Origin of the sequence: Paraburkholderia hospita, from assembly GCF_002902965.1 — a bacterium.
GTDB lineage: Bacteria > Pseudomonadota > Gammaproteobacteria > Burkholderiales > Burkholderiaceae > Paraburkholderia > Paraburkholderia hospita.
On record NZ_CP026109.1, the window covers coordinates 639,067 to 664,613 of the forward strand.

The window sequence follows — 25,547 nt, forward strand, 5'->3', positions numbered from 1 at the left end:
CCATGTTCCTCACGCTGCGCGACCGAGCCTGAACGCCTCGGCACTTCTCCACTTTTCGACCTGCACGAGGCAGGAGTTGGGGCTCATGCTGCTCGTGCCGGCAGTTTGAGACCGGTCGGGGGTCAGCATATTCATGCAACCGCCGATTTCGACGCGCTCGCCTTCGATTTCAATCAGTTTGAATTCGGCGCTCGCCTCGTACGACTTGACTACTCCCGCGTTGACCAGCGGCGAGACGTCGGCCGCGCAGATCACTGCGCCCCGGTCGTTGTAAACCTTGACGAGGTCGCGATGGGCTATGCCTCGAATGATCGCGTCTGCCCGACTAAGCCTCAGCAGCCAGAAGCGGTGCCCACCGATCAACGCGCGATGGTCCTCGATGCTGTTCACCGAGGAGTTCTTGCCGTCGCAATGGGTATGGAAGCTGTAACGACTGTGCGTGGCAATCAACTGGAGTGGATACCGTTCGGCGAGCTCGGAACGCATTCCCTCCCAGGATGGAATGTAGCGATTGAGCGCCGGCCGTTCGGGATTGTCCGCCGTGTGCCGCTTTAGCAGCTCGGGTACGAACTCCAGTTTGCCGCTCGGCGTCTGCAGGCCCGTGCCGAATTTTTCGGCGAACTGGGACGGCAGCGGGTGGGGTTCCTGCAGGTCCTTCCGCCGGCCCTCCGCAAACCAGCGCATGTCCACCGGATGGCGCAATTCGGGCTTCTCGGGTGGCACGACAAAATAGCCCTTGCGGCAGAACTCGCGCCACGAAATATGATCGGGCAAATCCGACGAATCGAAGACCCGCTTGACCCAGTCAAGCTCACTGCACCCCTCGGTGAACACAGCGCCCAGGCCTAACCGGGTCAGGATCGCGGTGAAAATGTCGTAGTCGGAACGGGACTCGCCCAAAGGCTCGATGCACTTGTGCTGCAGCGTCATGATGCGATGATTGACCGTGCTGTAGCCATGATGGGCGTAGCCGCCGGAATTCGACCATTCCCCGATGTCCCAGCGCTCCAGCGAAGTGCAGGCAGGCAGGATGATGTCGGCAAACTGAGCCTCACCCTCCATCCAGATGGACTGGTTGACCACAAACTCGATGCTCGAATGCCGGTAGGCGTCGGCCCAGCGTCCGGAATTCGTCACCGTGCTGAAGGCGGATCCGCCGTAACGGTAGATCATGTGGATCGGCGAATACCCGGGCATGGGATAGGTGAACGGCGCGAACTGGGCTTCCTGCGACATACCGTCCCAGAGGTAGCCCGTGGCGTGACCGTTGATGATGGCATCGGGCAGTTGCTGCCGCGGCACCATCTGCTTGACGGGATTCATGGTCAGGATGTGCGGCATGCGCTGGTAATTGTTGACCGCATTGGCGGTCCACGCCAGGTCGCCGGAAATGCCGCCGTCCGCGTAGCCGGGGAAATAGAAATGGAGGTCGTGAGGGACACCGACTTCAAGGCAGCCGAAGTTCACGCCCGGCTTACCCCAGCCCTGCATCGCCACCATCATGATCATGCAGCGCGCCCATTGCGCTCCCGTCGCGCCTCGGCCCGCGCCACCGAATCCCGCACCGGTCATCCCGACAGCAAGGTGGACCTTCCTGTTCCCCCAGCGGCGCGCAAGCGCGCGTACGTCCTTGGCGGGCACGCCGGTCTCGCCTTCCTGCCACTCGGGTGTCTTGGCAACTCCGTCGGTTTCGCCGAGAAGGTAGGCTTTCCACTCATCAAAGCCGGTCGTGCGGGTAGCGACGTAATCCTTATCGTACAGGTCTTCCACGGCCCACACGTGCATGATGGCGGTGGCGAGCGCAGCGTCGGTTTGCGGTCGGACCGGAATCCATCGCCCGCCGAGCAATTGCGCGGTGGGGTTGCAGTGCGGGTCGATATGAACGAACTCAATGCCGAGTTCCTTAGCCCACAGGCGTCGCGGCGTCCCCTCGAATCCCGCATAAGCGCCATTGGTGCTTTCGGGATCGCAGGACCAGAAGACAATCATGTCCGCTTCCTTCAGGCAATCCTCGACACCGCCATAGCCGGATGGAACGCCGATCCGCATTGAATTGCCGAAATGATGCATGGCGCCCCAGTACCAGCCTTCCCAGCTGTCCGGATTCGCGGCGACCCGAGTGAAGCCGATCAGGTTGGCAAAGCGTGTCAGCGCGCTGAGGTAATAGCCCACATTGCCCCATTGGTGATGGGACGACAGCGGGAACGTAATCGAACCTGGTCCATGAACGCGCTTCTGCCGGTTGATTTCTTTCGCGACAATGTCGAGCGCCTCCTCCCAACTGATACGCACATAGCCGGACTTGCCGCGGTTTTGCGGATTGCGCTCGCCGTCAGGATCGAAGTCGACTCGCTTCATCGGATGAAGGATGCGCTTGTCCGAATAGACGAGCGACTTGAGCGTCAACGCGTGGGGTGCGACCAGGCCACGCCGTGGCGGACTGAAGCGGCGTCCACGCGCCTCGATCACATAGCTTGGAGCATCCGTGCTGTCCAGATCGATGGGCGTCACCCGGACGACGCGACCATCCTTGACATAGACGAACAGCGGACCGCCGTTTGTGCAGGTAGTGTAGCGGCGTGTACCGTCGCGCATCCGCGTGCCCATCGGCAAACCGATGGTCTGCATCATGCTCAGGGTTTGCATGACCCAAACGAGTAGTTCGTCCTCGCCCTCGGTCACCACCTTGAAGTTCTTCGCGGCGTGGATAATCTCACCCTGGTCCGGCTTGGGGGAAAAGAACTTCAGCGCGGTGGCGACATCCTTGAAAGCCATGCGCACGTCGAAGCGCCGATGATTGCTGGCACGCAACCGAATGTGACCATTCTTGAACTCGATGATCCGATTGATGCTTCCGTCCATGAGCCCGATCGAAACGACGAGATCGCGCTCCTTCAGGCGTTCACGATAGGCGGGAAACCGGCGTGCCGTCAGTTCAAGGAGCTTGGGCAACGCAAAAAGAATGGTCTTGAGGACCTGTCGTTTCATTATTCGATCCAATGGGAAGCTTTGCTACACAAGCGATGGCATGAGGGCACAACCGACCGTCTCCCGGGCCTTGTGAACAGCCCGGGTGAACGGTCATGCCCGGCTGTGGGTTAGCGACCCGGGGAACGCCGGGCTCCATTGCAGCAGCATGTGCCGCGATATGTCGTATCCCATGTCTTTGATGAGCATTCAAACCTCTCGGTTGGCGCGCCCGTAACTTGCGCATGCTAGAACGTATAGGCGACGTTCACGAAGACGTTAAGGGGATTAAGTCGGAGCGTCGACTTTGAAACGACCTGCGTTCCCGTTGCGGTCTGCCCGTACAACGTGAGGTGCGTCGTCACTGGCACGTAACCGACAGAGGTTCCGACCGACCAGTGTTTTGTAATCGCGTAGTTTGCCCCGATCTCGAATACGGGATTCCACGACGAACTGAGGTCCGCGTGTGCCGAACCGCCTGGTCCGAGGCTGTCAGTAACAAACTGGCTATTGGAAATCCGGACCTGGGTGAACCACGTATAGTTCACGCCCAGACCGACGAATGGACGGAATTTCGACGCGGCTGAAAACAAATGGTATCGAAGTTCGATGGCGGGCGGCATCGGCTTTGTCGAGCCGAGGTTGCCGTACTTCTGTAGCGTCCCATCGCCAACCAGATTTACTTTGAGTGGCAGACCGAAAAGCATGGCGACACCGATGTTGTCCGTGACGTAGTACTCGGTGGTAATTCCCACAGTATCCGAAGAAGTCGGATGCGCCCCACTGCCGGGCAGTTGCTGGTTCACCGTTACACCGCCAATGCTTTGCACGGTTAGTGGCGATGCATCGCCCTGCGGCGCAATGTGAAGCCATCCCGTCGACAGCGTGATGCTTCCGGCCGATTGCGCATTAGCATCGTCGGTAAGCGCGGCTGAGCAGATACAAGCCGCCATACCGGCGGCGCTGATTATTCGCCTGCAATTTTTCACGTGTCGTCTCCTGTCTCGTTGTCTGGACATTTTTTATGAACACCAGTGCATCCCGTGGAACCAATCCGCGCTCTGCCCGTGGGGTTGTGTCGTTCTCCATAGTCTTCGTCCGGCTATGAAGGTCAACGGTGTGCTCTATTACGTAGTCATACTAAATACATCAATGACGGTATCGATATTTCGAGCACCGGTACTTCGTTCAAACTCGTCTTGTAAAAAACTTACGCGTGACCTTTTGCGGTTCCGTCTACACCGTACCTGCCGGTAGCCGAATTTAAATCCGTCCAGTTACCTGTACTCTGTACGTTCCGTATAGGTACTGATACAGATTCCCCCTCCACCGCCATGCACGCTAGTAAGCGCGCATCGCAACGCGCTCAGCCTCGGGCGGGAACACACACCACGCACCGTCGCGGTGCCGGAAGAAAAACAGTCCAACCGGTCCTGTCGGCAGCATTAGTTCGATACGCACATAGTGTTTCCTATTCGAGCCCGCATGACCGAATCGCGTAACCCGAACCGGCGCCGCAGAAGTTGGCCCGAGCCATTTTTCAACAAGCGAACGCAAGGACCTTTCCGAGGTAGTACTCATTCTCTTTCCCATCAAAATCGCTTCGAGCTCTTGACTCATGCCACCGGCGTCTGGGGTACGGTATCGGCCACTTGCACGTGACTGACGTTCCCGCCAATGCCTTTGCTCCTGTTACCTTGGCCTGCCAGGCACCTCGGTCAATTCCGGACTATCACGATTGTTCTGCGGTTTCGCGGCAGCCGACACGGAAAATGCGAACGGAAAACGTCCGAGCGCGGAAGTCGCCAAGGCTTCCAGCGCGGGGTCGGGAAGTTCGACGTGCAGTGAAATCCCGCGCGAGCTGTCTTCAATGATGCTGACGGTTGCATCCTCGACACCGGCCGCGACGAGTGCCGACTTAAGCGCGTCTTCCGTTTCGCGCCGTCTCAGCGCAGGCTTGAATATCTTGCCGACGCCTGTCAGTGGCATCGCATCCACGATCCGTATTCCCTTCGGACACGCGGCACGCTCGTTGATCTCGTGACGCAGGAACTCCACCAGTTCCGCTTCGGTTGCGGTGGTGCCTGGTTTTAGCTGGACATAGGCGACCGGCAACTCACCCGCATGGATATCGGGGCGACCCACGGCTGCGGCAATCTGAACTGCGGGATGGCGGTGAAGTGGTTCCTCGATTGCCGCCGGATCGATGTTGTGTCCGCCACGGATAATCAGCTCCTTCTTACGGCCGGTGAGCCAGAAATAACCGTCGGCGTCACAGCGCCCGAGATCGCCGGTATTGAGCCAGCGGCCGCCATCACCTGACTCCATCCAGATGCCGCTGTTCTGCTCCGGCCGGATATAGCCAGCGAACACGTTTGGACCGGAGATAACCAGCTGGCCGACCTCATCGGCAACGCAATCCCGTACATATCTGCCGGTTTCATCGACCACCACTGCTTTCATTGCCTGACCGGGCAAACGAAGACCAATCGAACCGACCCTGCGCTCGCCAAGCGACGGGTTAACGCTGCTAACGCAGGTCCCTTCGGTAAGACCGTAGCCCTCAAGGATTCTTATTCCTGTACGGTGCTGGAAGGTGCGAAGTAATTCGGCGGGCATCGGTGCAGCCCCGCACAGGCCATACTCGAGCGAGCCGATATCGTGCTCTCCAACCGGGACATCCAGTAGCGACCCGTAGAGCGTTGGCACACCGCTGAAGAAGTTGACGCGGTAGTGCTCGACAATTTCCCAGAAGCGCTTGACAACCCCCTCGCCCCGATACCCTTGCGGCGTGCCGAGCACGACGTGGGCACCACGCGAGAACGCCAGCAGACCCGTCACCGTCACGGCGTTGACGTGGAAAAGCGGCAATCCGCATAGAATTGTTTTGCCCGGGCCAATGGTTTCACCGAAGAATTGCCCCGCGTTCCACGCATTGGCCACCTCGTTCCCATGCCGGCGCATCGCAATCTTTGGGAGTCCCGTGGTGCCGCCCGTGCAGAAGTAGGACGATACATCACCGATGCTTATCCGACGCGTGCTGCTGAGCGCCGCCCCAGACTCACCTGCGATTGCGGTGTTGAAGTCGTGGATACGGATCTGGGAAGGAACCGCGCTTCGCAAACGTTGAAGCATCCCGGCCGCAAAGTGCTCTTCGCCCGGCATACGGTCAGCCAGATTGACGAGCACCAGATCCTTCAGGGTGGGAACCGTATGCAACACTGCTCGCACTTTTTGCCAAAGGTCGATGCCCGCAAACGGCGCCAGCGTGACGAGCAGGCTGGCCCCTGAGGCGTTGAGCAGTTCTCCGATGGCCTCCGCTTCAAGGAGCGGATTGATCGCGCAGACAATTCCGGCCGCCTCGCCGCCCCAGATCACGAAATGCGTCTCGGGGAGGCTGGGCAGTACATATGCGATGACCGAGTCGTGTTGCACGCCCAATTGCGCAAACATGTTCGCGGTCCGCGTAACATCGTGCACGAGCTCACTGTATGTCCAGCGCTCTGCGTTCCGGTAGTCATCGGCCGTTGCAAAAAATGAGAGCGCGGGTGCGGACGGATTAATCGCCGCGCCCCGGCAGATCATCTCGTAAGTGCTCGTTGGCAGATCCGCCGGTGGCCCCTGCCTTTCGATGGCAAGGACATCGTCCATGCTTGTGACGCCTTTCATGCTGCGCCTTCCATGACAACGTTGCGTTGGACGCCAAGATTGATCGAGCGGTCATAGCTGACGATATGCGCCTCCACGACGTCCCCGACCTGCAGGTACTGGGGCCTTTCCGCCTGCATCTGGAGAAACAGCCGCCATTTTTCCGCTTCAGGCAACTGCGCCGCAGCGCGTTGCCTTTCGGGTGACGGAACGCTTAGTGCACAACCGGAGGGCGTCCCCGTCGCGAGCAGGTCCCCGACGCGCAGGTCCTGTACGCCGGAAAGCTCCGTCAGGGTCTCTGCCGGCCCATAGACAAGTCCCGCGGTGGAGTCGTTCTGACGGACAGTACCGTTTACCGTCAGCGTCAGCACGAGCTCCTTCAACTTCGGAATGTCCTCTTTCTCAAGCAGGCAAAGATAGGGACCCACGGGGCCAAACGTGCGATAACTCTTGCCCTTGTAGAACTGCATCTGCGGAATCTGGATGTCACGCGCGGAATAGTCGTTCACGATCACGGCGCCGGCGATGTAGTCGTGCAGGTTCTCGTCGGTGACCATTTCGCGCGACGTGATGTCACGTTTGAGCACAAGACCGAGTTCGATTTCATAGTCAAGAAACCGCACCTCCTTCGGCTTCACAACGGTCGAGTCGGCCGGAACGATGCAACTGGTCGCCTTCGTGAAGATCATGTTGAACTTCTTCACATCCGGGTCCATGCCGGACTCGATCATATGCTGCCGGTAGTTCGCGCCCTGACAGATGAACTGCTGATTGATGGTCACCGGCGACAACCATTGCACTTCCGATTCGGGAATTGTGGGACCGCTTAGCACCACCAGCCGTTCAACGGGATTGGTCTCGATAAACTCGGCGGTTGACCTGAACTCGCCCGGAATCGGCGTGATAGCGCCATTTGCTACCACGCCCCACTGGGCGCGGCCATGATGCAGGTAATGCAGAATGTGAAGTGCCATTTATCGATCTCCGGATTCCATGAAAGGGTTTGGTTCAGGCGAAAATCTTTGCCAGCGCCCGCAGCTTGCTCAATGTCAGGTCGGGGCTGCGGCGCAGGTTGCCGAGGAGCGCCACGACGCTCGCTGGCGTGAATCGGGGTTTCGTGAAGCTGCGTGGCATTGCCGGTCCCCATTGCGCCATTGCCTCGCGGCTGACGGCATGCACACCCGTCGGCACCTCAGCCGTAAAAAGGTCGCCGTCGCAATAGTGCTCGTGCTTGTCACCCCACGGGTCCTGCCAGTAGTCGAAGATCTGGCTGCCCAGGATGTGTCGCCCAATTCCCCACGCATGCGTCCAGCCCTTTTCGCGCAGGACGCGCTGCCCCATGCCGACTGCATCGGCGTCGACGACCTCGTAGGCGCTGTGGCTATACGTGGGAATGAAGCCTTGCGCGAGCGCGAGCGTGTGGTGATCGGCCGGCTTGTCGCCGAGATCAAGCCGCATGAACGCGACGACGGGTGAGCCATCGGGAAGCACCTGGACGTCGCTGGGGATGAGGCCAAAATGTTGCGCATACCATGCGCAGGTTTCCTGGTAGTCGGCGAGTTCAAGCACGATGTGACCAAGCCGGATAATTTCTGGCGCATGCTCGGGCGGCCGCTGCGTCCCGTTGATCCGAATGGCCGCATCCACGGTGTTGAATGGCAAGGGCGGCCGATGGGACAGCGTGGCGGCTGGCGCCTGGCCCCATATCGCGTCGACGCGAAAGCCAGAAGGATCTGTTAGTTCTACCACATAGCCGCCGCCGGGCAATGGCGAGCGTTCAACGTCCGAAGCGCCAGGCAGTTTTGCAAGCGCATCGAGATCTGCCCTGTTATCGACCTGTAACCCGAAGCCGACGAAACGGGATTTTGATGCCTTCCGGACGACATAGCAGAAGTGGGAAGCAGCCGTTCCCCGAAGCAGCAGAAGCGCTTCACCGCGCGATACAGTTCGAAGCCCGAAGTCATTGAGAAACTGTACGGCTTTCTCGAGGTCTGGTCGGTCGAACATCAGATAGGCCAATGCCGACGCTTTCGTCGTGGGATCGGGGTGACGGACAGGCTGTGTAGTGGTGAGTTTCATGGCGGAAAAGAAATCAGGCGGTTCGGATGGCGTATTCGGCTTGCAGCGTCGGCGCGCTGACGGGGTTACACAGCAAGGCCAGACTCTCACGCACGATGTGGTTTAGGTCGGTGGCTGGACCATCGTGGACGATCGTCCTGTCAGGCCGGACTACAGCGACCCAACCGACGGGCACCAGCCCGGGAAGGAATACGCCTTCGAGGTCTTCCCAGCTGTCGCGCGGGGACGAACCTGGCCATACCGGCTCGACGGCGCGGCACCGTTTATAGCTGCTGTCTCCACAGTCACTCCATCTGTCGGTTGTTAGACCGGCCCTCGGTCGTCGTTTAATGACATTAAACTCATTGCTGATGATTTTGTCAATGCAGACAGTTGCATCTATACTTGGGTACGAACAAATGCGGACCCGATCATGCCGAAAACTGCGAATCCCCGGACAGCAAAACGCCCCGCCCGTGCGGCGCCGGTCGCCCCGGCTGCCGTACCCGAAGAACGTGAGCCGCGAGGTGCGCGCCGCAAGCGCGAGACGCGCGGCCGCCTGCTCGACGCTGCCCTCCGGCTGATGGCCGAAAAGGGCATGGAGGGCGTGGCGATCAACGAAATCACCGAGGCTGCCGATGTCGGCTTTGGCTCGTTCTACAACCACTTCGAATCGAAGGAGGCGATCTACGCGATCCTTGTCGATAATGTGTTCGAAGATTTTGCGGACATGCTGGATCGCCTCGCCGGTGGGCTTTCCGATCCAGCCGAGGTGATTGCCGTCTCCGTTCGCCATACCGTGATGCGTGCGCGGCGCGATCCCGTGTGGGGACGATTCCTGATACGTGAAGGGTTTTCGGCACGTGCGATGAGCCGCGGGCTGGGTCAGCGACTGCTGCGCGACATTGGCAACGGTATTGCCGAGAAGCGCTTTGTGGTCGCCGATCCGTTCATCGGCTTTCTTTCGGTAGGCGGCACGGTCCTCTGCGCGATTGCTGCCGAGCTGAACTTCGTCGCGCCGGGTGCACCGGCGGCAGGCGTGCTCAAGGAGCTGGGCTTTAGCGGAGAGCATTTCCCCGAGCGTACGGCAGCAACACTGCTGCAGACACTCGGGCTCAAGCGCGCGGAGGCGGAGAAGATTGCGGCGCGTCCGCTGCCACTCGTCGAGGAGACTATCGAAGCGGATTGAGGTCAGACACGGTGACGGCACCGTTTGGCCGGGCCGTCGTCGATGAGCGGTGGTGACCGATCACCTGCTTCCGGGCTGTTCGTGTGAAATATGCATCAGGTTGCACTCGCGCAGGCCCGTCGAACGGAGCCCGGGCGCCCATTGGTGATTCGCTTCAATCGCCCGCACGGCAAGGACGTTAGCAGTCAACTCACGGTCCACGTTGTCAAGCGCTTCCTTGTGGAAAGCGTGAACTTACGCTGCCTCGACACAGATGAAAAGGCGGCGGATTCAGTTCGGATACCAAATAAATACCACCTGATTTTTCGCACGGACGATAAGGAAGATCGACCCGATTCGCCGGATCGCTCGACCCGGACTCATCGAGGCGCGATCATTCTGTTAGCGTCGCCTGCGGCTGACCGGCCGGCGGCTCACCCATCGCCTGGAACAGCGCCGCGGTGTCATTCATGCGCTGGCTCGCTGCGCGGACGGCGCTAACCTGTGCATCGAGATACCGTTGCTCGCTGGCATGCTGTGCCGTTGAAGGCAGGGAGCCCATGCGGCAGCGCGACGCGGTATCCTCGAATGCCGCTTGCGCTGCCTGTGCCGCTCTTTCGGTCGATGCCAGCGTCTGCGCGTCGTTGTCCAGTGCGGCAAGCGAATCCGCGACGTTCTGGAATGCCGAGAGGACCGTCGACTTGTAGTGCAGAACTGCCGCCTCGTAGGCATCGATCGAGGCCCTGCGTTGCGCGAACAACGCGCCGCCATGGAAGATCGGCTGCGACAGGCCTGCACCGATTGCCCAGAGTCCGCCCGCACCTGAAAGCACTGCAGGCCAGCTAAAGCCGCCGCGGCCCATCGATGCCGTCAGCGACAGGCTTGGAAACAGTTGCGCCGTCGCAGCCCCTACGTCGGCGGCAGCGGCCTTCACGGCGGCATCGGCTGCCTGAATATCAGGACGCGAACGCAGGAGATCCGACGGCACAACCACGGGCACATGCGCGGGCAACGACAGGCTGTCGAGTTCGGGAGCGCTCGGTGCATTATCCGGCGTGCGGCCTATCAGCACCGCCAGCGCGTGGATGGCACAGGCGCGCTGCTGACGCAGTGCCGGCAGCGTCGCCGCCGCCGAAGCCGCATCCTGCGTCGACGCGAGCGCCTGCGCGCGCGACACCGAACCGAGCGCGTACCGCTGCTGTTCCTCGTTGGCAGTCTCGTTGGCCACGGCAACGAGCCGTTCGGTGAGCACGATCTGGCGATCGAGCGCCGCCACATTGATCGCCATACCGACAATGTTGGCCGCGAGCGCACGCCGGGCCGCTTCCAGTTCATATGCCTGCGCGTTCACGCGAGCGGCGCTCGCCGAGTTCGCGTAACGCGTCTGGCCGAAGAGGTCGAACGTGTAGTGCGCCAGCAGCTGTCCCGCGAAAAAGTTGTATTGCACCTGCTGAGGACCGAGTCCGGGCACGACGGGTGAACGTGCACGTTCGACCTGCACGGCACCGTCGACTGAAGGCAGCGTGGATGCGCCGACCTGCGCGCGCAGTTCCTCTTGCGCGGCCGCAAGCGTGCGCTGCGTAGCCGCTAGCGTGGGGCTGTTGCGCAAGCCTTCGTCGACGAGCGCATCGAGGGCGTCGGACCGGTAGAGCCGCCACCATTGCGGCACCGACGTGGCGCCGGTATCGAACTGCTGCGCAATACCACCCGCCGCAACAGTCTTCGAGGGTTGCGTCTGTGCGCCGTAGTGCTCGGGCGAAGGCATCGCCGGGGCCTCGCCGCTGGGGCCGAACGAGCAGGCCGTCAATGCGAGTGCCGTAGCCACGACGAGAACGGATGTCTTATAGGCAAGGCTCATGATCAACTCCCCGTATGCCCGACAACGACCTGCTGCATTTCGCGCTCGTCGCGCCGGACCCTGAAGCATGTCGCGTACAGCGCGGGCAGGAAGAACACGGTCAGTACTGTGGCGATCGTGATGCCGCCCATCAACGCGGTCGCCATTGGCCCGAAAAAGCCCGAGCGCAGGAGCGGAATCAGCGCGAGCACAGCGGCGGCAGCCGTCAGCATGATGGGCCTGAAGCGCCGCACCGTCGCGCCGATGATCGCGTCGAAGCGCGCGTGCCCCGCCGCGATGTCCTGATCGATCTGGTCGACCAGGATCACTGAATTGCGCATGATGATGCCAAACATGGCAATCACACCGAGCAACGCGACGAAGCCGAAGGGCTGGCCGAACAGGAGCAGCGCGGCCACGACGCCAATCAGGCCAAGCGGCGCCGTCAGCACGACGATGAACGTACGCGCAAAATTCTTGAGCTGGATCATCAGCAGCATCAGCACGGCGATGATCATCAGCGGCATTTCTGCGTTGATCGAGGTCTGGCCTTTCACGCTTTCTTCGACGGCACCGCCCACCGCGATGCGATAGCCGACGGGCAGACTGGCTTGCTGAGCGGAGAGCGCCTGCTCGATGTCGCGGGTGACGTCAATGCCCTGTGCGTCGCCCCGCACGTCGGCCTGCACTGTAATCGTCGGCTGCCGGTCGCGCTGCCAGATCACGCCGTACTCGAGCGTGTTCCGCAGATGTCCGACTGAACCAAGCGGCACCGGGCCGTTCGGCGTCGGAATCGCAAGGCTCGTGAGCTTCGCGGGATCGACACGCTCGCTCTTCGGCGCACGCAGATCGACGTTGATCAGCTTGTCACGCTCGCGGTACTGGGTGACCGTGTAGCCCGACAGCGTCATGGCCAGGAAGCCGGATACGTCCTCCGAGGTGATGCCAAGCTGGCGCGCCCTGTTCTGATCGATCTCGAATGAGACTGAGCGTTCCGCCGGCTCGTCCCAGTCGAACTGGACGTTGCGCGTGCGGGAATCGGCGCGGACCTTGTCTGCTACCGTGTCAGCAATCGAGCGCACGGTCGCAATATCGTCGCCGCTCACCCTGAACTTGATCGGGAAGCCCACGGGCGGACCATTCTCGAGCCGCGCGACACGGGTGCGTACGCCGGGGAAATCCTTTTCGAGTTTTGCATCGAACCAGTGCATCAGTTCCTCGCGGCTTTCGATGCTTTTGGCGGTGATCACAAACTGCGCGAAGTTCGGCTGCTGAAGCTGCTGGTCGAGCGGCAGGTAAAAGCGCGGCGCGCCCGTCCCGACAAAGTCGAAGAAGTGCTCGATCTCAGGCTTGCCGCCGATGACCTTTTCGAGGCGCCTGGCTTCTCGCAGCGTCGCATCGAACGAGGCACCTTCCGGTAGCCGCAGATCGACAAGCAACTCTGGCCGTTCCGAGTTCGGGAAGAACTGTTGCGGCACGCGCGTGAAGGCTGCCATCGCGATCGCAAAGAGCACGGCGGTGGCGCCAAGCACGACCCTGCGACGCGCGATACACCACGACACCCAGCCCGACAGGCGCCGGTAGAAACCGGTGTTATAGACGTCATGTTCGTCATGAGCGCCGTCGCGCCAGTGGGCCTTGCGCTCCGGCAGCATGTGAAAGCCGAGTAACGGGACCAGCACGACAGCCGCGAACCACGAAACGATCAGCGAGACGGCCGACACTTCGAAGATAGAACGCGTGTATTCGCCCGTGCTCGATTTGGCGAGTGCAATCGGCAGGAAGCCACAAACCGTCACGAGGGTACCCGTCAACATCGGGAATGCCGTGCTCGTATAGGCGAAGGCCGCCGCGCGCGTGCGGCTCCAGCCCTGTTCGAGCTTCACGGCCATCATTTCGACGGCGATGATCGCGTCGTCGACGAGCAGCCCCAGCGCGAGCACGAGCGTGCCGAGCGAAACCTTGTCCAGCCCGATACTGAAGATGTGCATGCACAGTGCCGTCACCGACAGGACGATTGGAATCGTGATCACGACGACCATGCCCGTGCGCATGCCGAGCGAGACGAGGCTCACGACCAGCACGATCGCGACCGCTTCGCCGACTGACCTGACGAACTCGTCCACCGAGTGCTTGACCGCGTGCGGCATGCTCGAGACGGGAGCCAGCTTGAGCCCCGCCGGCAGGGTCGCCTGCAGTTCGGCGGTTTTCACATCGAGCGCCTTGCCGAGGTCAATCACGTCGCCACCCTTTTGCATCGTCACGCCGATGCCGAGCACCGCTTGACCTTCGACGCGCATCTGGGTCGCGGGCGGATCGTCATAGCCGCGCGTGATCTTCGCGATGTCGCCGAGCCGGAACGTGCGTCTGTTCACGGTGATCAGCATGTCAGCGAGCGCCTGCACGTCCTTGAATGCGCCGCTCGGTCGCACGAATACCCGGTCGTCCGCCGTCGTAAAGGTGCCGACGGGCGCCACGGCGTTCTGTGCATCGATGGCCTGGGCGAGTTGCTGCGGCGTAATGGCGAGCCGTGTCAGTTCTGCATTCGATATCTCGACGAAGATGTGCTGATCCGGGTCACCGATGTAATCAACCTTTGCGACACCGGGCACGCGCAGAAGGACCGTGCGCAACCTGTCAGCATAGTCGTGCAGTTGCGCAGGCGAAAAACCCTCTCCTTCGAGCGCGTAGATGTTGGTACAGACGTCACCGAACTCGTCGTTGAAAAACGGTCCGACCGCCCCCTTCGGCAGCGTCGCCCTGATGTCGCCCACCTTCTTGCGCACCTGGTACCAGGTCTCGGACACTTCCCTGACGGGTGCCGAGTCCTTCATGGCGAAGAAGATCATCGACTCGCCGGGCCGCGAGTAGCTCTTGATGTTGTCGATATATGGCGCTGCCTGCAACTGGCGGCCAAGCCGGTCCGTGATCTGTTCCTGCACCTCGCGGGCGGTCGCGCCCGGCCAGTACGTCTTGATCACCATGGTCCGGAACGTGAACGGCGGGTCCTCCGATTGCGCAAGTTGCGTATAGCCGATCACGCCGAAGAGCGTTGCGAGTCCGATCAGGAAGATCACGAGCTGCTGATGGCGCAACGCCCACGCGGAGAGATTGAAGCCGCCTTCGCCAGATCTTTCGCTATCAGAAGGGGGGACGGGCGCGCTGTGGGGCGCGGTTTCTCGGTCGCGGGCATTCATGACGGGAAATCCTCGGGATGCAGCGGGGGCACCACCTGTACGTGTTGTCCTGCACTCACGGCATGCACGCCTTGCACCATCACGCGGTCGCCCTCGTGCAGGCCCGATCCGATCGAGACGGTGCGTTCGTCGTACCGCTGGACGGCGACAGGGCGCAGCTCGAGGGTGTCGCTGCCGGTGCGGACCACCCAGACAGCGGGGTCCTCGCCGCGGTGGAAGAGCGCTGTCACAGGCAGCGTGAACGGGTGCCCGGCCGCCACGTTACCTTCGGCATCGAACGTGACATTGGCCGTCATACCGAGGCGTACTTCGGGGCTCGGGGCGGCCAGCGTCAACTTCACGCGCCAGGTGCGGCTTTGCGAATCGGCGGCGGGCGATACCTCACGCACGCGTGCTTCGAAGGTCTTCTCTGGCAGCGCTGGCAGGCTCACACGCGCCGTGCTGCCGACGGTCAGCGAGTTCAGCGTCCGCTCGGGCACGTCGCAAGCAATATCCACGTCGCCCGTCCAGTCGAGGTGATAGATGGCCTGAGCGGCCTGAACGTTCTGGCCGGTGTCGGCATCCTCCGATGTGATCACCCCGTCGCGGTCTGCCGTGAGCGTCGCGTAGCGCAGGTGATCCGTCGCGAGCGCCATTTGCGCAAGCGCCGAATCGCGCTGCGCAAGGGCGGAGGCGTAGGCGTCCTGTGTCTGTTCGAGTTGCGCCGGCGCGATCAGATTCGCATGTGCCTGCGCCTGGTCGCGATCGAGCTGCTGCTTCGTGTACACGAGGCGATGTTCGGCGGCGTCGAGTTGTGCACGCGCGTTAACAAGGTTATTGCGCAGATCGGTAGGGTCGAGCGAGGCAACGATCTGTCCTGCCTTGACAGCATCGCCGAGGCGCACCTTCCGTTCGGTGACCTTGCCTCCTACCCTGAACGAAAGGGACGTGGAGTACCGCGCCTGCACCTGAGCCGGCAACGAGGCGCTTGTCGTGCGTCCGTCGGGATGAACCGCGAGGGCGACTACAGGCTTGGGCTCGGGCGCGACGGCTTCGCGCTGGTGGCATGCTGAGAGCAGGATCGCACCGCAGGCCGCGATCAGGGCGTGCACGCGGCGCGGGAATCGGACAAAGGAAGGGAAGAAGGAACGCGCACGTTTCTGCGCGATAAGACCGGAATGTTTCACGATGTTCACAAGGCAGGTGATGATCGAGGTAAAAAAAGGTTGCCCGATGCTGTGGAACCCTGGTGTGCCGGGAAGCACGGTTCGTCCTCAGCGCGGACGCACAAAATTAGTTTATTAATACGTTTTCAGTCCTACTTATAGTCAGTTAAGCAATGGGCGGAATTTCCGTCCGGTCACGGCATACGGCACACGGCACAGCTCCGTTAGCGTTCGGCTGTTGCGTTCAACAAGTGCCAGTAAGCGCCTGACGCCCCGTTATATGTCGGATTCGTACAAATCTCCCGACGGAACGCGCGCAATCAGAATGTGACCAGCATGTTTCCATGCCTATCCGCCACGCCGGTCTGGCGGTCCGCCAGCTCCGGCCCAGGATCGACGAAAGACCACTACCGGGACCTCCACCTGCTCCGTCCGCCCCCCTTCTCTTCCGTTTGCCTAGCCGCACATGTGACATTAAACCCATAACTGATATTATTGTCAATCATGACGCTAAAATCCAGAATCGAACCGTACATAAATGAGGGGAGTCAACATGCCAGATGTCCGGAACCCGCGCGCGAGCCGTCGACATGACCTCGCGGCATTGATAGCGCCCCGGGAGACGGACAATGAGCGTCATACGCGCGGTGCCCGACGAAAGCGCGAGACGCGAGACCGCATGCTCGACGCTGCGTTCGGGCTAGTGACGCAAAAGGGCATGGACTGCGTAACCATCAACGAGATCACGGAAGCCGCTGACGTCGGGTTCGGCTCGTTTTACAACCACTTCGAATCGAAGGAAGGGATCTTCGTTGCGCTCGTCGAGTGGCTGTCTGAGGAATTCGCGAATGCGCTCGATCGCCTCTCCGGCGACCTGTCCGATCCCGCAGAAGTGATCGCTGTCTGCGTGCGTCATACGCTTATGCGCGCCTACCGGGAGCCGGTGTGGGGGCAACTCCTGATACGCGAAGGGTTTTCATCGCGTGCGTTAAGCAGGGGTCTCGGTCTGCGACTGCTGCGGGATAGCGAGAGGGGAATTTCAGAGAGGCGCTTTGTTGTCGCAGACCAGCTCATGTGCCTCATCTCCGTTATCGGCACCATCCTCGCGGGAATTGCTGCTGAACTGCACTTAGCCGCCTCAGTGAAGCGAACGGTTCGCGCGCGAAAGGCGCCTCGATCCAGCGAGGAGAAGTTCGCCGAGCGCACCGCGGCAATTGTGTTGCAGGCGTTTGGTCTCAAACGCGTGGAGGCGGAGCGAATCGCACGACGTCCACTGCCCGTAGGATGCGACGTCAAGACCGGTTGAAATGGGGGTGATTGGTAACCGCTTGGATTCGCGGCTTTTCCCCGCTGCCAGACCGCAGTCGATGAACCGTACCCAAAGCTGCCTGGCGTGACGTACATCAGTCGGCCTTCGTTAGTGACGAATGTCTAGCCTGTGTTTCACCATCCATCCATACACTGTTTGATTGATCGATCCCGTCACTATGTGCGTAGAGGTGGCGGAACAACCGAGAGCAACTGAATACGAGGGTCTTCGCGGGCGCGCACTCCCGCAGGATTCGGCTTTGCGTCGGCGGGTAGCTCGTGGATGAAAATCCTTGCCACGTTTGTCGCACGACTGGTTTAGCCCGCGTTGCGGACGCTGGGATGTCCGACCGACAGTGCAGGCGAGCGACGCTTGACGGCCGAGTCCGGAAATCCACCAGCCGCCCATCCAGTTCTCGTTGAACTTCGTGGCCGGCCTCCCAATCAGGGGTCCTGCAGCGTCGATTGGAGAAATCGCTCAGCCAGGAATTTGCGATTGGACCGTTTTCACTCCGCGCCCAAGGTTGCCATCGCAAGCGTTGCGGGAGCGATTTTTTTGCGCTGTCGGCGGTATCAGCGCGCGCATCGCACGCCGCAATCAGGGCGCTCTGACATGGAGACGACAATGATGACGATGACGTTAGGCCTACGGTTAGCGACCACAGCTGTGTTAGCGTTCTGCCTCGTCGCGTGCGGGGGTGGTAGAGATCCGGTCAGTACGGATGCCGGTGATCCGGGAGCATCTGCGAAGGCATTAGCCGCAACCGGGAGTCCCACCGCGGATGGTGGATCCGTCGCGTCCAGGATCACGAGACTTCAGCGCTATCAGATCGACCCGACGAAGGTCTTCGTCGCGGGTATTTCTTCTGGCGGTTTCGCGGCAGTGCAGATGCACGTTGCCCACTCTTCCACCTTCAAAGGGGCCGCTGTCTACGCTGGCGGAGTGTATTGGTGTGCTGGCGCCGGCGGAGCCACGACAGCTTTGGCAAACTGTGGCGGCTTGACGCTTCCGTCGAATCAGGCGTCGTACAACAGCACGCTCACTGCATCCGAGGCGTATCTTGACGCGCAATCGTCCCTCGGCACCATCGACCCGGCGACGAACCTGCGTGGACAGCCCGTCTACCTCTGGTCCGGCACACAAGACCAGGTCGTCAATCCGCTTGAGATGGCCGACCTCAACTCGGAATACCAGCGCTATGGGGCCAACGTTCACTTCGACAATGCATATTCCGCCGAGCACGGCTGGGAATCGCCTGATGGCGAACTTGCATGCGGCACGCTCGGGAGTCCCTACATGGTGCGCTGCTCGGCCAATGGCGCAGTCTACGATTCAGTAGAAACCTGGCTGACGATGTTCCTCGGCCCATTGAAACCGCGCAACAACGGAAAGCTGTCGGGTACGCTTTCTTCCTTCGATCAAACAGAGTTCGGGGCGTCCCAAGACCTTTCGATGAGCTCGACGGGGAGCGTTTTTGTTCCCAAAGCCTGCGCGTAAGGGAGCAGGTGCGGATTCGTGCTCGCCCTTCACGGCTGTTTGCAGGAGGCGTCGCTTATCGGAAACCGCTGGGTCACCGAGGCCGGCATCAATGAATGGGCCGATACGAACAAACTGGTCGTCGTGTATCCCGACACGATTGCGTCGTCTGCGCCAGGGCTGACGAACCCGAATGCATGCTTCGACTGGTGGGATTACTCCAATCAATACGACCCGAACTACGCGCTCAGGAGCGGCTTGCAGATGTCGGTGCTTTACGCTATGGTGCAGCGCGTGACTGGCCGACCGTAGGGCCGTCGTGGCACGGTTCCAATCGGTCGCAACGAGATTTGTCCGGCTTGACCGAACAACCGAAAACGATCGTTCTCTCCGGCCACTGTATCGTTCCGCCACGTGCCAATTCGAATTTGCCGACGCGCCCTTTGCGAGCGGCGCCGTATACGCCCCTGTATCGGCGCCGAAAAATTCGAGCTCGAGCAGTTTATCGGCCGCCAAGACGGCAGGGGCTCCGACTTGGGCACTCTCGGCAATTGAATGACCGGTTGCTCAGTGGAACTGCCCTCGGAGTGTCCGGCCAACGCGTCGGACCTACGTCGCCTCTTGGCCGAGCACGACCTCATGATGGACAGTCGCAGGCGCCTCTCGGGCATCCTTCGTTAAGGTCCCACTCGAGAAAGGGGAATCCATCCACACGGGCTCGGACGACCGGATTCGGCCGCGATTTGGGCCACGGCCATCAACATGATCCTCCCTTCGATGTTTATCTTCGCCACCGTGAACTTAAATTGCGATCGGGCCGGCGTGGCGAATGAGTCGACGCAGCGACCGCTATAGATAAGTGCAACAATGAAAAGCCGTCAGCGCTCTTTGAAACTCATCCCGTGACACGGAGGCGAACATGTTGGCGATCGCGAGGAAAAGGGTTGTGGCAACGGTGAACAAGATCCTCGAAGCGGGGCTGGCACCGTGGTTTGCGTCGGCCCTGGCGAGCGCTGCTCTCACCATCGGCTCGGCGCAGGCGCAGCCGCCGTCGTTCGAGACCTTCGCCGTCCCGACCGGCAGTGCACCGCATGACGTCGCACCGGCGCCGGACGGCGCCGTGTGGTACACCGCGCAGGCGCAGGGCGCGGTCGGTCGGCTGGACCCGCGTAGCGGCAGGATCGACAGGATTCCACTCGGCGCCGGATCGGCGCCGCACGGCGTGATCGTGGGTCCCGATCGCGCGGCATGGGTGACTGACGGCGGCCAGAACGCGATTGTGCGCGTCGATCCGAAGACGCTCGCCGTCACGCGTTTTCAGTTGCCGAAGGACCGGCCGAACGCCAATCTGAACACCGCCGTATTCGACAAGCAAGGGCATCTCTGGTTTACCGGGCAAAGCGGCATCTATGGTGAACTGGATCCGCAGCACGCCCGCATGCGAGTCTTCGATGCGCCGCGCGGACCCGGGCCCTACGGCATCTGCGTGACTCCAGACGGTGGCCTGTATTCGCGTCGCTGGCCGGGAGTTATCTCGGTCGCATCGATCCCGAGAGCGGTGCTGCGCAGGTCATCGAGCCGCCAACGTAGAATCAGGGCGCGCGCCGCGCATGGTCCGATTCGAAGGGGCGAGTCTGGATCAGCGAGTGGAACGCAGGAAAAGTCGGCGTATTCGATCCCGCGTCGCATCAGTGGCGCGAATGGCGTTTGCCCGGCAACGATCCGCACGCGTACGCCATTTTTATAGACAACCAGGATATCGTCTGGCTCAGTGAATGGAGCGCCAACGCGCTAGTGCGCTTTGACCCGCGTGTCGAGCGGTTCGACGTGTTTCCGCTGCCGCGCCCGCACGCGAATGTACGTGAGATGATGGGCCGCCCGGGCGAAGTCTGGTTGTCCGAATCCGGCACCGATCATCTGCTGCTCTACCGGTCCCACGCAGCCAATGCGAGCGGGAATTGACGCCCCACAGTACCGACACTGAAATTCCGAAGTCCGCTCCGTGCGCGCCGGCGCAGCGCAAAAACGGCCTGGAGCAACTGCAGTATTTGCGGATCGGCTTCCATCTCGAGCTCTCGAACGTGCTGATCGAGCAGCTTTAGATGCTCCATCAGGCGCTGCGCGAGGAGACGACAGAAGGGGCCGGGCAAGGAGCAACTGTGGCGCTCGAGTAGCTCGGGTACACCTTGCGCAATGTTGGCGAGACCCTGAGGAACAACCAGACCGAATTCGGCGAGGAGTCCGCGAATCTGGTTCGCTTGCGCCGTGCGCGCCTTGACGAAGCTCTGACGTGCACGATGGACCGCGAGTATGGCCTGCTGCGTTTCAGTCTTGATGGGGACGAAACGCATGTTGGGCCGGGTGACGGCTTTGTAAATTGCTTCGGAGTCCGCTGCATCATTCTTGTTGGTCTTGACATAGGGCTTGACGAATTGCGGCGCCATGAGCCGAACGGTGTGTCTGCAATCCTGCAGGCGCCGGGCCCAGTAATGAGTGCTAGCGCAAGCTTCCATGCCGATCAGACATGCCGGCAGGTTCGTGAAGAACAGGATCAGTTGGTCTCGCCTGATCTGCTTCTTCATGACGGTCTTGCCGTGTGCGTCGACGCCGTGGACCTCGAACACGTTCTTTGCGAGGTCGATACCAACAGTCGTAACCTTCATGATGGGCGCTCCCTCTGGTGAAGTGGTGGCTTTGACACTTCCACTTTCGCACATGATGCCGTGGCGGGCGGGGGCGGCCATTCCATTAGCAATGGCCGCCGAACAGCCGCCGCCTGCCAACCCGCCCACTTGGATGCATCTAGGTGAGTAAAGGTCAAATAGAGACGCGAACCGCAATTCATCGCCAAGGCTCAATTCACTTTCACCCAACCCGTCGCGCCCGTACCGCGATAGATATACATGCCCGCCCCCGTGCCGCCACCCTGGACCACGGCACCCGTATAAGAAGGCGTACCCGCAAAATTGACCACATCGTTGTTCTGCGGGGTCAGCACCGCACCGCTTGCTGTGATCGGCGCAAGGTCCGACTTCGTGATGCGCACCGTACCTGATACGACGGTGACCGCTTGTGCACCCGTACCGCTGACCGTCGTGCCAAACAGCGACAAGGTCGTCGCCCCCGACACGTTACGGACCAGATTCGCGCCTGTGCTCAACATGCCGCCAACATACGAGATGTTCGCGGTGAACGCGCCATTCATAAAAATCGGGTGCGTTTGATTCAGGATCTTGCAGTCACGCCATTCCAGCGTCACGCCGGCAGCCGATGCGTTGTTGATCTGCACACCAGCCTTGACGCCGTTGAAGTAGCCATCGGAGACCACGCCGTAACCGATGTACGCAGTATTCGCGACCAGATATATCCCTTGACCATCGGCGCCACCATTCGGGCCGACGATGTTGTTACCGCGCGACCGGAAGTCGTTCACGCCGCCCGACAGCAGAAACCATGCTTGCGGTATCTGATATCCCTGTGCGGTCATAATTCGGTCCAGCGTCAGGTCATCGATCACCGCCGCATTTCCAGCGCTGTACTGGTTGATAAAGCACGCCGCCGTAGGGGCGGTCGCGCCACTCGAATTGATTGTGAGCCCATCGATGATCACCTGACGGGCAACCGTCTTATTACCGAACTGGACAAATGCCTGGTTCGACGACAGGTTCGACGGGGTCCATTCACAATCCTTGAACTTCACGCCATCCAGGTTGAACGTGTTGTACGGCACCTGTATCGACACGGCGATATTGCCATTCGTACCGACCGACGCATCGCAGTGCACCTGCTCGACAACAACGTTGCGCACTGTTAGCGTGTTCTGGCCATCGGCGGGAGATCCGCTCGGGGTCTTCTGCACGACCATCATCCTGCAGTTCGCGTTTGTCATCGCGTAATACCCACGCGTAATCCTGACGTCTTCGACCAGACCGACTCCGGAATACTCGGAGCCGTTCACCTGATCGAAGTCACCCGTGATCGCGAACCCCGGCGACGCAGGTGTTCCTGGCGCGGTGCTCATATTGACCTCCCAGCCGTCCACCGACACGTTCCTGACGTTGCCGGTGCCCGTTCCGTTACCCGTTGTCCGGGTGCCCGGCAGGAACACGACAAGACTGGAAGTCCGGGTCTGGCCAGCGAGGCCGGTACAACCGTAATATGCACAGTCGTTGATCCGTACGTCCACAATGTCGCCGACCGTGGGACTACTGCGGTGCCAATCCCACGCGTTTAGCGCGATAAACGCGTCATTCGAAAATCCACTGCAACGATCCACAACAATCTCGCCGATCCGCAACCCGCCGCCACCTGGATCGCGAACGCCGGCGCGGGCGGTGGTCGCAAGCATGCGCGCGGGGACGCGCGCTGGCGGCCGTTTCACGGCCCGCTGTCGCCCGCCAGCGTGCGCCAGGCGATGGTGATCCTGAACGTGCTGTTTTCGTGGCTGGTACAGGCCGGGTATCTGGCCGGCAATCCGCTGGCGCTCTCGCGCCAGCGCACCCCGAAAGCCGCCCCGCGCATCACCCGCTATCTGGAGCCCGGCCTGTGGCAGGAGGTCAAGGACTTCATTGCGTCGATGCCGCAGGAAACCGCCCGGGACCGCGCGCACTATCACCGCGTGCGCTGGCTCTTCACGCTGCTGTACTTGGGTGGCCTGCGCATCGCTGAGGCCGGCGGCAACACGATGGGCCAGTTCTTCGTGCGGCGCGACGCCGACGGGACGATGCGCTGGTGGCTCACCGTGCACGGCAAGGGTGACAGGGAACGGCTCGTACCGGCGACGCGCGAGCTGATGACGGAACTGTCGCGCTACCGCCAGCACCTGGGGATGACGGCCCTGCCCTCACCCAGCGAGACGACGCCGCTCGTCCTCCCGATCGGAAGCACTGCGGGAAGCGCGACGGAAGCGGACCGGACGAAAACTGAAGGCCCGTCACTCCGGCCGCTGACCCGGGCCGCGCTGCACACGATCGTCAAGGACGTGTTTGCCGGCGCCGGCGGGCGGCTGCGCGAACGTGGCGAGGGCTTTGCGGCCCGCGCGGACCTGCTCGGGCAGGCCTCGGCACACTGGCTGCGGCACAGTGCCGGGTCTCACATGGCCGACAATCAGGTCGATCTGCGCCTGGTGCGCGACAACCTCGGTCACGCGGCACTGACCACAACGAGCCTCTACCTGCACGTCGACGATGATCGCCGGCATCAGGAGACCGACGAAAAACACCGCATCGACTGGTGACGCCTGTTACGGATTCAGGCCGGTGGCCGGTCAAGGCCCCGCCGCACGATCCCGTTATACAGGCACCCGATACGACTCAATCCGACACAATTAGCAAACCGCATCGCGTATGCAAGAATCCGTCTGACGCGCGCTGAAGCGTTGACTGCCTGACCGCCCATGGAAACCGTTGAACTCGAACCCCAGGTGCTTGCCGATCGCCGCGGCGTGGTGTTTAGCCTCGTCCGCCCGAACGGCGCGGTCGAATGCGTGATCACGCTCGCGACACTGGAAGCGCATTTCTGGCTCGAACCCCGGGCCAGCGACGCCAGCATCCTGAAGACCTTCCGCGATGGCTACGGGCGCATCCGCGCGATTGCCGAGCGCAGGCTGTTGGCGCATCCGGCCGCGCGCATCGAACTGACACCGGCCGACTTCGCGAGGCCCTGACAGCTTCACGCGCCGCCCGGCAATCCGCACGACCACAGGCTGCAGAAACCTGCGCCCCGCCCCAGGGAGTCCCCGTATTCAGGAGCCGTCATGTCCACACCTTCGCGCTTCGACGATGAAGCTCGCGGCGTCTGCAAGATGCGCCATTTCGGTGTTGAAACAGCGGCTACAGAGCATCCTGAAGGCACCATCCGCCGAAGCCACACTGACAACGTCGTGCGGTGGCGTAGCTGCTCCGCACCGGACACACGTGTTAGCGGTCATCAGCGCTCCTTCGGCTGCTTGTACATTGGAAGCAATCATTGTCGCACTCTTGTTGGCGTGTCTTGTTCCGTACATCGTAACGGACCGCGTTACTGCGGCAGAACCCTTCTGCGCAGTCCATCTCCTCCTACCGATGTCACCCGATTTCCCTTGGCGCGTGCTTCGGGAATAAAACCTTCCAGATTAGCGTCTCCCTATGACCAAGCGCGTTTCCGGGAAAAGAGATTTTCAGGATGCGCCATATCTCAAAAGCATCCACCGCTGTCAAATGGCCGGAGCGAGATTAAAGGAGCACGTCATGAAGATTCGACACGTCACTTGTGCACTGCTCGGCGTCGCCGCTTTTTGGGCGGCCGACAGCATGGCTGCGCAACCGGCTTACGCCTATCAAACGACAGTGCGGCTCGCCGGCGGCAATACGCTGCTATGCGGCGTCAACGAGCCGCTGCCGAACGGCGACGCCCCCGCGACTCTCACCCGCCGCGAGCAAACGCAAGCCGACGTTCTCGCGACTCAGCGCCTGCGCCTCCTGAGCGGCCCGGCGTCCGACTATCCGTCACCCTACACGGCGCCGACCGTCATCTGCTCAAGCGCCGGCTAAGACTGACCGATTCGCGCCCTCCGGCGTTCTCGGCAACTAAGAGGTGCGATGCGGCACATCGTCCGGGAACGGATACGGCGCGTGCGGGCCCGGCCATTCGAGGGCGGGCGCCCCGCTTAACGCTTCGCATCCGGCGACGCTGGTCAGAAGGCCGAGGCACAACGCCGTGCAAAGCCAACAGACGATCGATAGCTTGTCCATTGCGGCCTCCT

General features: G+C 61.4%; 17 protein-coding genes and 3 pseudogenes. 8 read left to right on the forward strand and 12 right to left on the reverse strand.

The genetic code is table 11. The annotated features are described in order from the left end of the window. Nucleotides 1–9: 9 nt before the first annotated feature. From C2L64_RS52090 to C2L64_RS52115, 5 genes are all read right to left on the reverse strand, one after another. Complete coding sequence (locus tag C2L64_RS52090; protein WP_090838364.1) at nt 10–2,988, reverse strand: molybdopterin-dependent oxidoreductase; 2,979 nt, start codon at nt 2,986–2,988, stop codon at nt 10–12. A 227-nt stretch (nt 2,989–3,215) separates the two neighbouring features. Beyond that, nucleotides 3,216–3,920: an OmpW/AlkL family protein gene (locus C2L64_RS52095; RefSeq protein WP_090838363.1), complete on the reverse strand. Its 705-nt coding sequence runs from the start codon at nt 3,918–3,920 to the stop codon at nt 3,216–3,218. A 739-nt stretch (nt 3,921–4,659) separates the two neighbouring features. Continuing rightward, nucleotides 4,660–6,636 carry an acyl-CoA synthetase gene (locus C2L64_RS52105; RefSeq protein ID WP_007741053.1) on the reverse strand — a complete coding sequence of 659 codons (1,977 nt, stop codon included), beginning with the start codon at nt 6,634–6,636 and terminating at the stop codon, nt 4,660–4,662. Further along, nucleotides 6,633–7,589, reverse strand: coding sequence for a fumarylacetoacetate hydrolase family protein (locus C2L64_RS52110; RefSeq protein WP_090838361.1), 957 nt, complete (start codon nt 7,587–7,589; stop codon nt 6,633–6,635). The genes C2L64_RS52105 and C2L64_RS52110 overlap by 4 nt, the downstream gene beginning before the upstream one ends. Nucleotides 7,590–7,623: 34 nt before the next feature. Further along, a complete protein-coding gene (locus tag C2L64_RS52115; protein WP_090838359.1) occupies nt 7,624–8,694 on the reverse strand; it encodes a VOC family protein in 1,071 nt (356 codons plus the stop codon). A 412-nt stretch (nt 8,695–9,106) separates the two neighbouring features. Between C2L64_RS52115 and C2L64_RS52125 the strand changes: the two genes are divergently transcribed. Next, nucleotides 9,107–9,862 (forward strand): TetR/AcrR family transcriptional regulator, encoded by a 756-nt coding sequence (locus C2L64_RS52125; protein WP_042304733.1) that lies wholly within the window; start codon nt 9,107–9,109, stop codon nt 9,860–9,862. Nucleotides 9,863–10,235: 373 nt separating this feature from the next. On the opposite strand, the gene C2L64_RS52130 is transcribed toward C2L64_RS52125, so the two are convergent. The 3 genes from C2L64_RS52130 to C2L64_RS52140 are packed head-to-tail and all read right to left on the reverse strand — an operon-like array spanning nt 10,236 to nt 15,966. After that, entirely contained in the window at nt 10,236–11,699 is a 1,464-nt protein-coding gene (locus C2L64_RS52130; RefSeq protein WP_090838355.1) for an efflux transporter outer membrane subunit, read from the reverse strand. A gap of 2 nt (nt 11,700–11,701) precedes the next feature. Beyond that, nucleotides 11,702–14,875: an efflux RND transporter permease subunit gene (locus C2L64_RS52135; RefSeq protein ID WP_090838353.1), complete on the reverse strand. Its 3,174-nt coding sequence runs from the start codon at nt 14,873–14,875 to the stop codon at nt 11,702–11,704. After that, nucleotides 14,872–15,966, reverse strand: coding sequence for an efflux RND transporter periplasmic adaptor subunit (locus C2L64_RS52140; protein WP_090838376.1), 1,095 nt, complete (start codon nt 15,964–15,966; stop codon nt 14,872–14,874). The genes C2L64_RS52135 and C2L64_RS52140 overlap by 4 nt, the downstream gene beginning before the upstream one ends. Nucleotides 15,967–16,573: 607 nt before the next feature. On the opposite strand from C2L64_RS52140, the gene C2L64_RS52145 reads away from it, so the two are divergent. The 4 genes and pseudogenes from C2L64_RS52145 to C2L64_RS52155 all read left to right on the forward strand — a co-directional run bounded on the left by C2L64_RS52145 (nt 16,574) and on the right by C2L64_RS52155 (nt 20,767). Beyond that, nucleotides 16,574–17,326, forward strand: coding sequence for a TetR/AcrR family transcriptional regulator (locus C2L64_RS52145; RefSeq protein ID WP_090838374.1), 753 nt, complete (start codon nt 16,574–16,576; stop codon nt 17,324–17,326). Nucleotides 17,327–17,953: 627 nt separating this feature from the next. Further along, nucleotides 17,954–18,826, forward strand: coding sequence for a prolyl oligopeptidase family serine peptidase (locus C2L64_RS52150; RefSeq protein ID WP_242684398.1), 873 nt, complete (start codon nt 17,954–17,956; stop codon nt 18,824–18,826). An 18-nt stretch (nt 18,827–18,844) separates the two neighbouring features. Next, nucleotides 18,845–19,117, forward strand: a complete 273-nt coding sequence (locus C2L64_RS55760; RefSeq protein WP_242684397.1) for a hypothetical protein — start codon at nt 18,845–18,847, stop codon at nt 19,115–19,117. 607 nt (nt 19,118–19,724) lie between these two features. Continuing rightward, nucleotides 19,725–20,767 (forward strand): annotated as a pseudogene (locus C2L64_RS52155) (Vgb family protein). Nucleotides 20,768–20,865: 98 nt separating this feature from the next. Here C2L64_RS52155 and C2L64_RS52160 read toward each other — a convergent pair. Together C2L64_RS52160 and C2L64_RS52165 are read right to left on the reverse strand one after the other, a co-directional pair. Next, nucleotides 20,866–21,468, reverse strand: a pseudogene (locus tag C2L64_RS52160) (IS110 family RNA-guided transposase); the annotation flags it as partial. Nucleotides 21,469–21,659: 191 nt separating this feature from the next. Next, on the reverse strand, nt 21,660–23,186 hold the full coding sequence (locus C2L64_RS52165) for a hypothetical protein (RefSeq protein WP_090838352.1): 1,527 nt from the start codon (nt 23,184–23,186) through the stop codon (nt 21,660–21,662). On the opposite strand from C2L64_RS52165, the pseudogene C2L64_RS52170 reads away from it, so the two are divergent. Together C2L64_RS52170 and C2L64_RS52175 are read left to right on the forward strand one after the other, a co-directional pair. Next, a pseudogene (locus C2L64_RS52170) lies at nt 23,088–24,041 on the forward strand (tyrosine-type recombinase/integrase); the annotation flags it as partial. The gene C2L64_RS52165 and the pseudogene C2L64_RS52170 sit on opposite strands and share 99 nt — an antisense overlap. A gap of 159 nt (nt 24,042–24,200) precedes the next feature. Beyond that, nucleotides 24,201–24,470 carry a DUF1488 family protein gene (locus C2L64_RS52175; protein ID WP_086917294.1) on the forward strand — a complete coding sequence of 90 codons (270 nt, stop codon included), beginning with the start codon at nt 24,201–24,203 and terminating at the stop codon, nt 24,468–24,470. Nucleotides 24,471–24,548: 78 nt separating this feature from the next. Here the strand turns inward: C2L64_RS52175 and C2L64_RS56630 are convergent, their stop codons facing one another. Then, nucleotides 24,549–24,809 (reverse strand): DUF7685 domain-containing protein, encoded by a 261-nt coding sequence (locus C2L64_RS56630; RefSeq protein WP_425178352.1) that lies wholly within the window; start codon nt 24,807–24,809, stop codon nt 24,549–24,551. A gap of 223 nt (nt 24,810–25,032) precedes the next feature. Here C2L64_RS56630 and C2L64_RS52185 point away from each other — a divergent pair, with 223 nt between their 5' ends. After that, nucleotides 25,033–25,335: a hypothetical protein gene (locus C2L64_RS52185; protein ID WP_086917292.1), complete on the forward strand. Its 303-nt coding sequence runs from the start codon at nt 25,033–25,035 to the stop codon at nt 25,333–25,335. Nucleotides 25,336–25,371: 36 nt separating this feature from the next. Here C2L64_RS52185 and C2L64_RS54500 read toward each other — a convergent pair whose 3' ends face one another. Then, nucleotides 25,372–25,536 (reverse strand): hypothetical protein, encoded by a 165-nt coding sequence (locus C2L64_RS54500; RefSeq protein WP_165904498.1) that lies wholly within the window; start codon nt 25,534–25,536, stop codon nt 25,372–25,374. Nucleotides 25,537–25,547 lie beyond the last annotated feature (11 nt).

Excerpts from the sequence above, each read along its gene's own strand:
- C2L64_RS52115 (WP_090838359.1), bottom strand. The coding sequence starts at position 8,694 with ATGAAACTCACCACTACACAGCCTGTCCGTCACCCCGATCCCACGACG.
- C2L64_RS52110 (WP_090838361.1), bottom strand. The coding sequence starts at position 7,589 with ATGGCACTTCACATTCTGCATTACCTGCATCATGGCCGCGCCCAGTGG.
- C2L64_RS52105 (WP_007741053.1), bottom strand. The coding sequence starts at position 6,636 with ATGAAAGGCGTCACAAGCATGGACGATGTCCTTGCCATCGAAAGGCAG.
- C2L64_RS52090 (WP_090838364.1), bottom strand. The coding sequence starts at position 2,988 with ATGAAACGACAGGTCCTCAAGACCATTCTTTTTGCGTTGCCCAAGCTC.
- C2L64_RS52175 (WP_086917294.1), top strand. The coding sequence starts at position 24,201 with ATGGAAACCGTTGAACTCGAACCCCAGGTGCTTGCCGATCGCCGCGGC.
- C2L64_RS52150 (WP_242684398.1), top strand. The coding sequence starts at position 17,954 with ATGATGACGATGACGTTAGGCCTACGGTTAGCGACCACAGCTGTGTTA.
- C2L64_RS52125 (WP_042304733.1), top strand. The coding sequence starts at position 9,107 with ATGCCGAAAACTGCGAATCCCCGGACAGCAAAACGCCCCGCCCGTGCG.
- C2L64_RS52145 (WP_090838374.1), top strand. The coding sequence starts at position 16,574 with ATGCCAGATGTCCGGAACCCGCGCGCGAGCCGTCGACATGACCTCGCG.
- C2L64_RS54500 (WP_165904498.1), bottom strand. The coding sequence starts at position 25,536 with ATGGACAAGCTATCGATCGTCTGTTGGCTTTGCACGGCGTTGTGCCTC.
- C2L64_RS56630 (WP_425178352.1), bottom strand. The coding sequence starts at position 24,809 with ATGTACGGAACAAGACACGCCAACAAGAGTGCGACAATGATTGCTTCC.
- C2L64_RS52130 (WP_090838355.1), bottom strand. The coding sequence starts at position 11,699 with ATGAGCCTTGCCTATAAGACATCCGTTCTCGTCGTGGCTACGGCACTC.
- C2L64_RS52135 (WP_090838353.1), bottom strand. The coding sequence starts at position 14,875 with ATGAATGCCCGCGACCGAGAAACCGCGCCCCACAGCGCGCCCGTCCCC.
- C2L64_RS52185 (WP_086917292.1), top strand. The coding sequence starts at position 25,033 with ATGAAGATTCGACACGTCACTTGTGCACTGCTCGGCGTCGCCGCTTTT.
- C2L64_RS52095 (WP_090838363.1), bottom strand. The coding sequence starts at position 3,920 with ATGGCGGCTTGTATCTGCTCAGCCGCGCTTACCGACGATGCTAATGCG.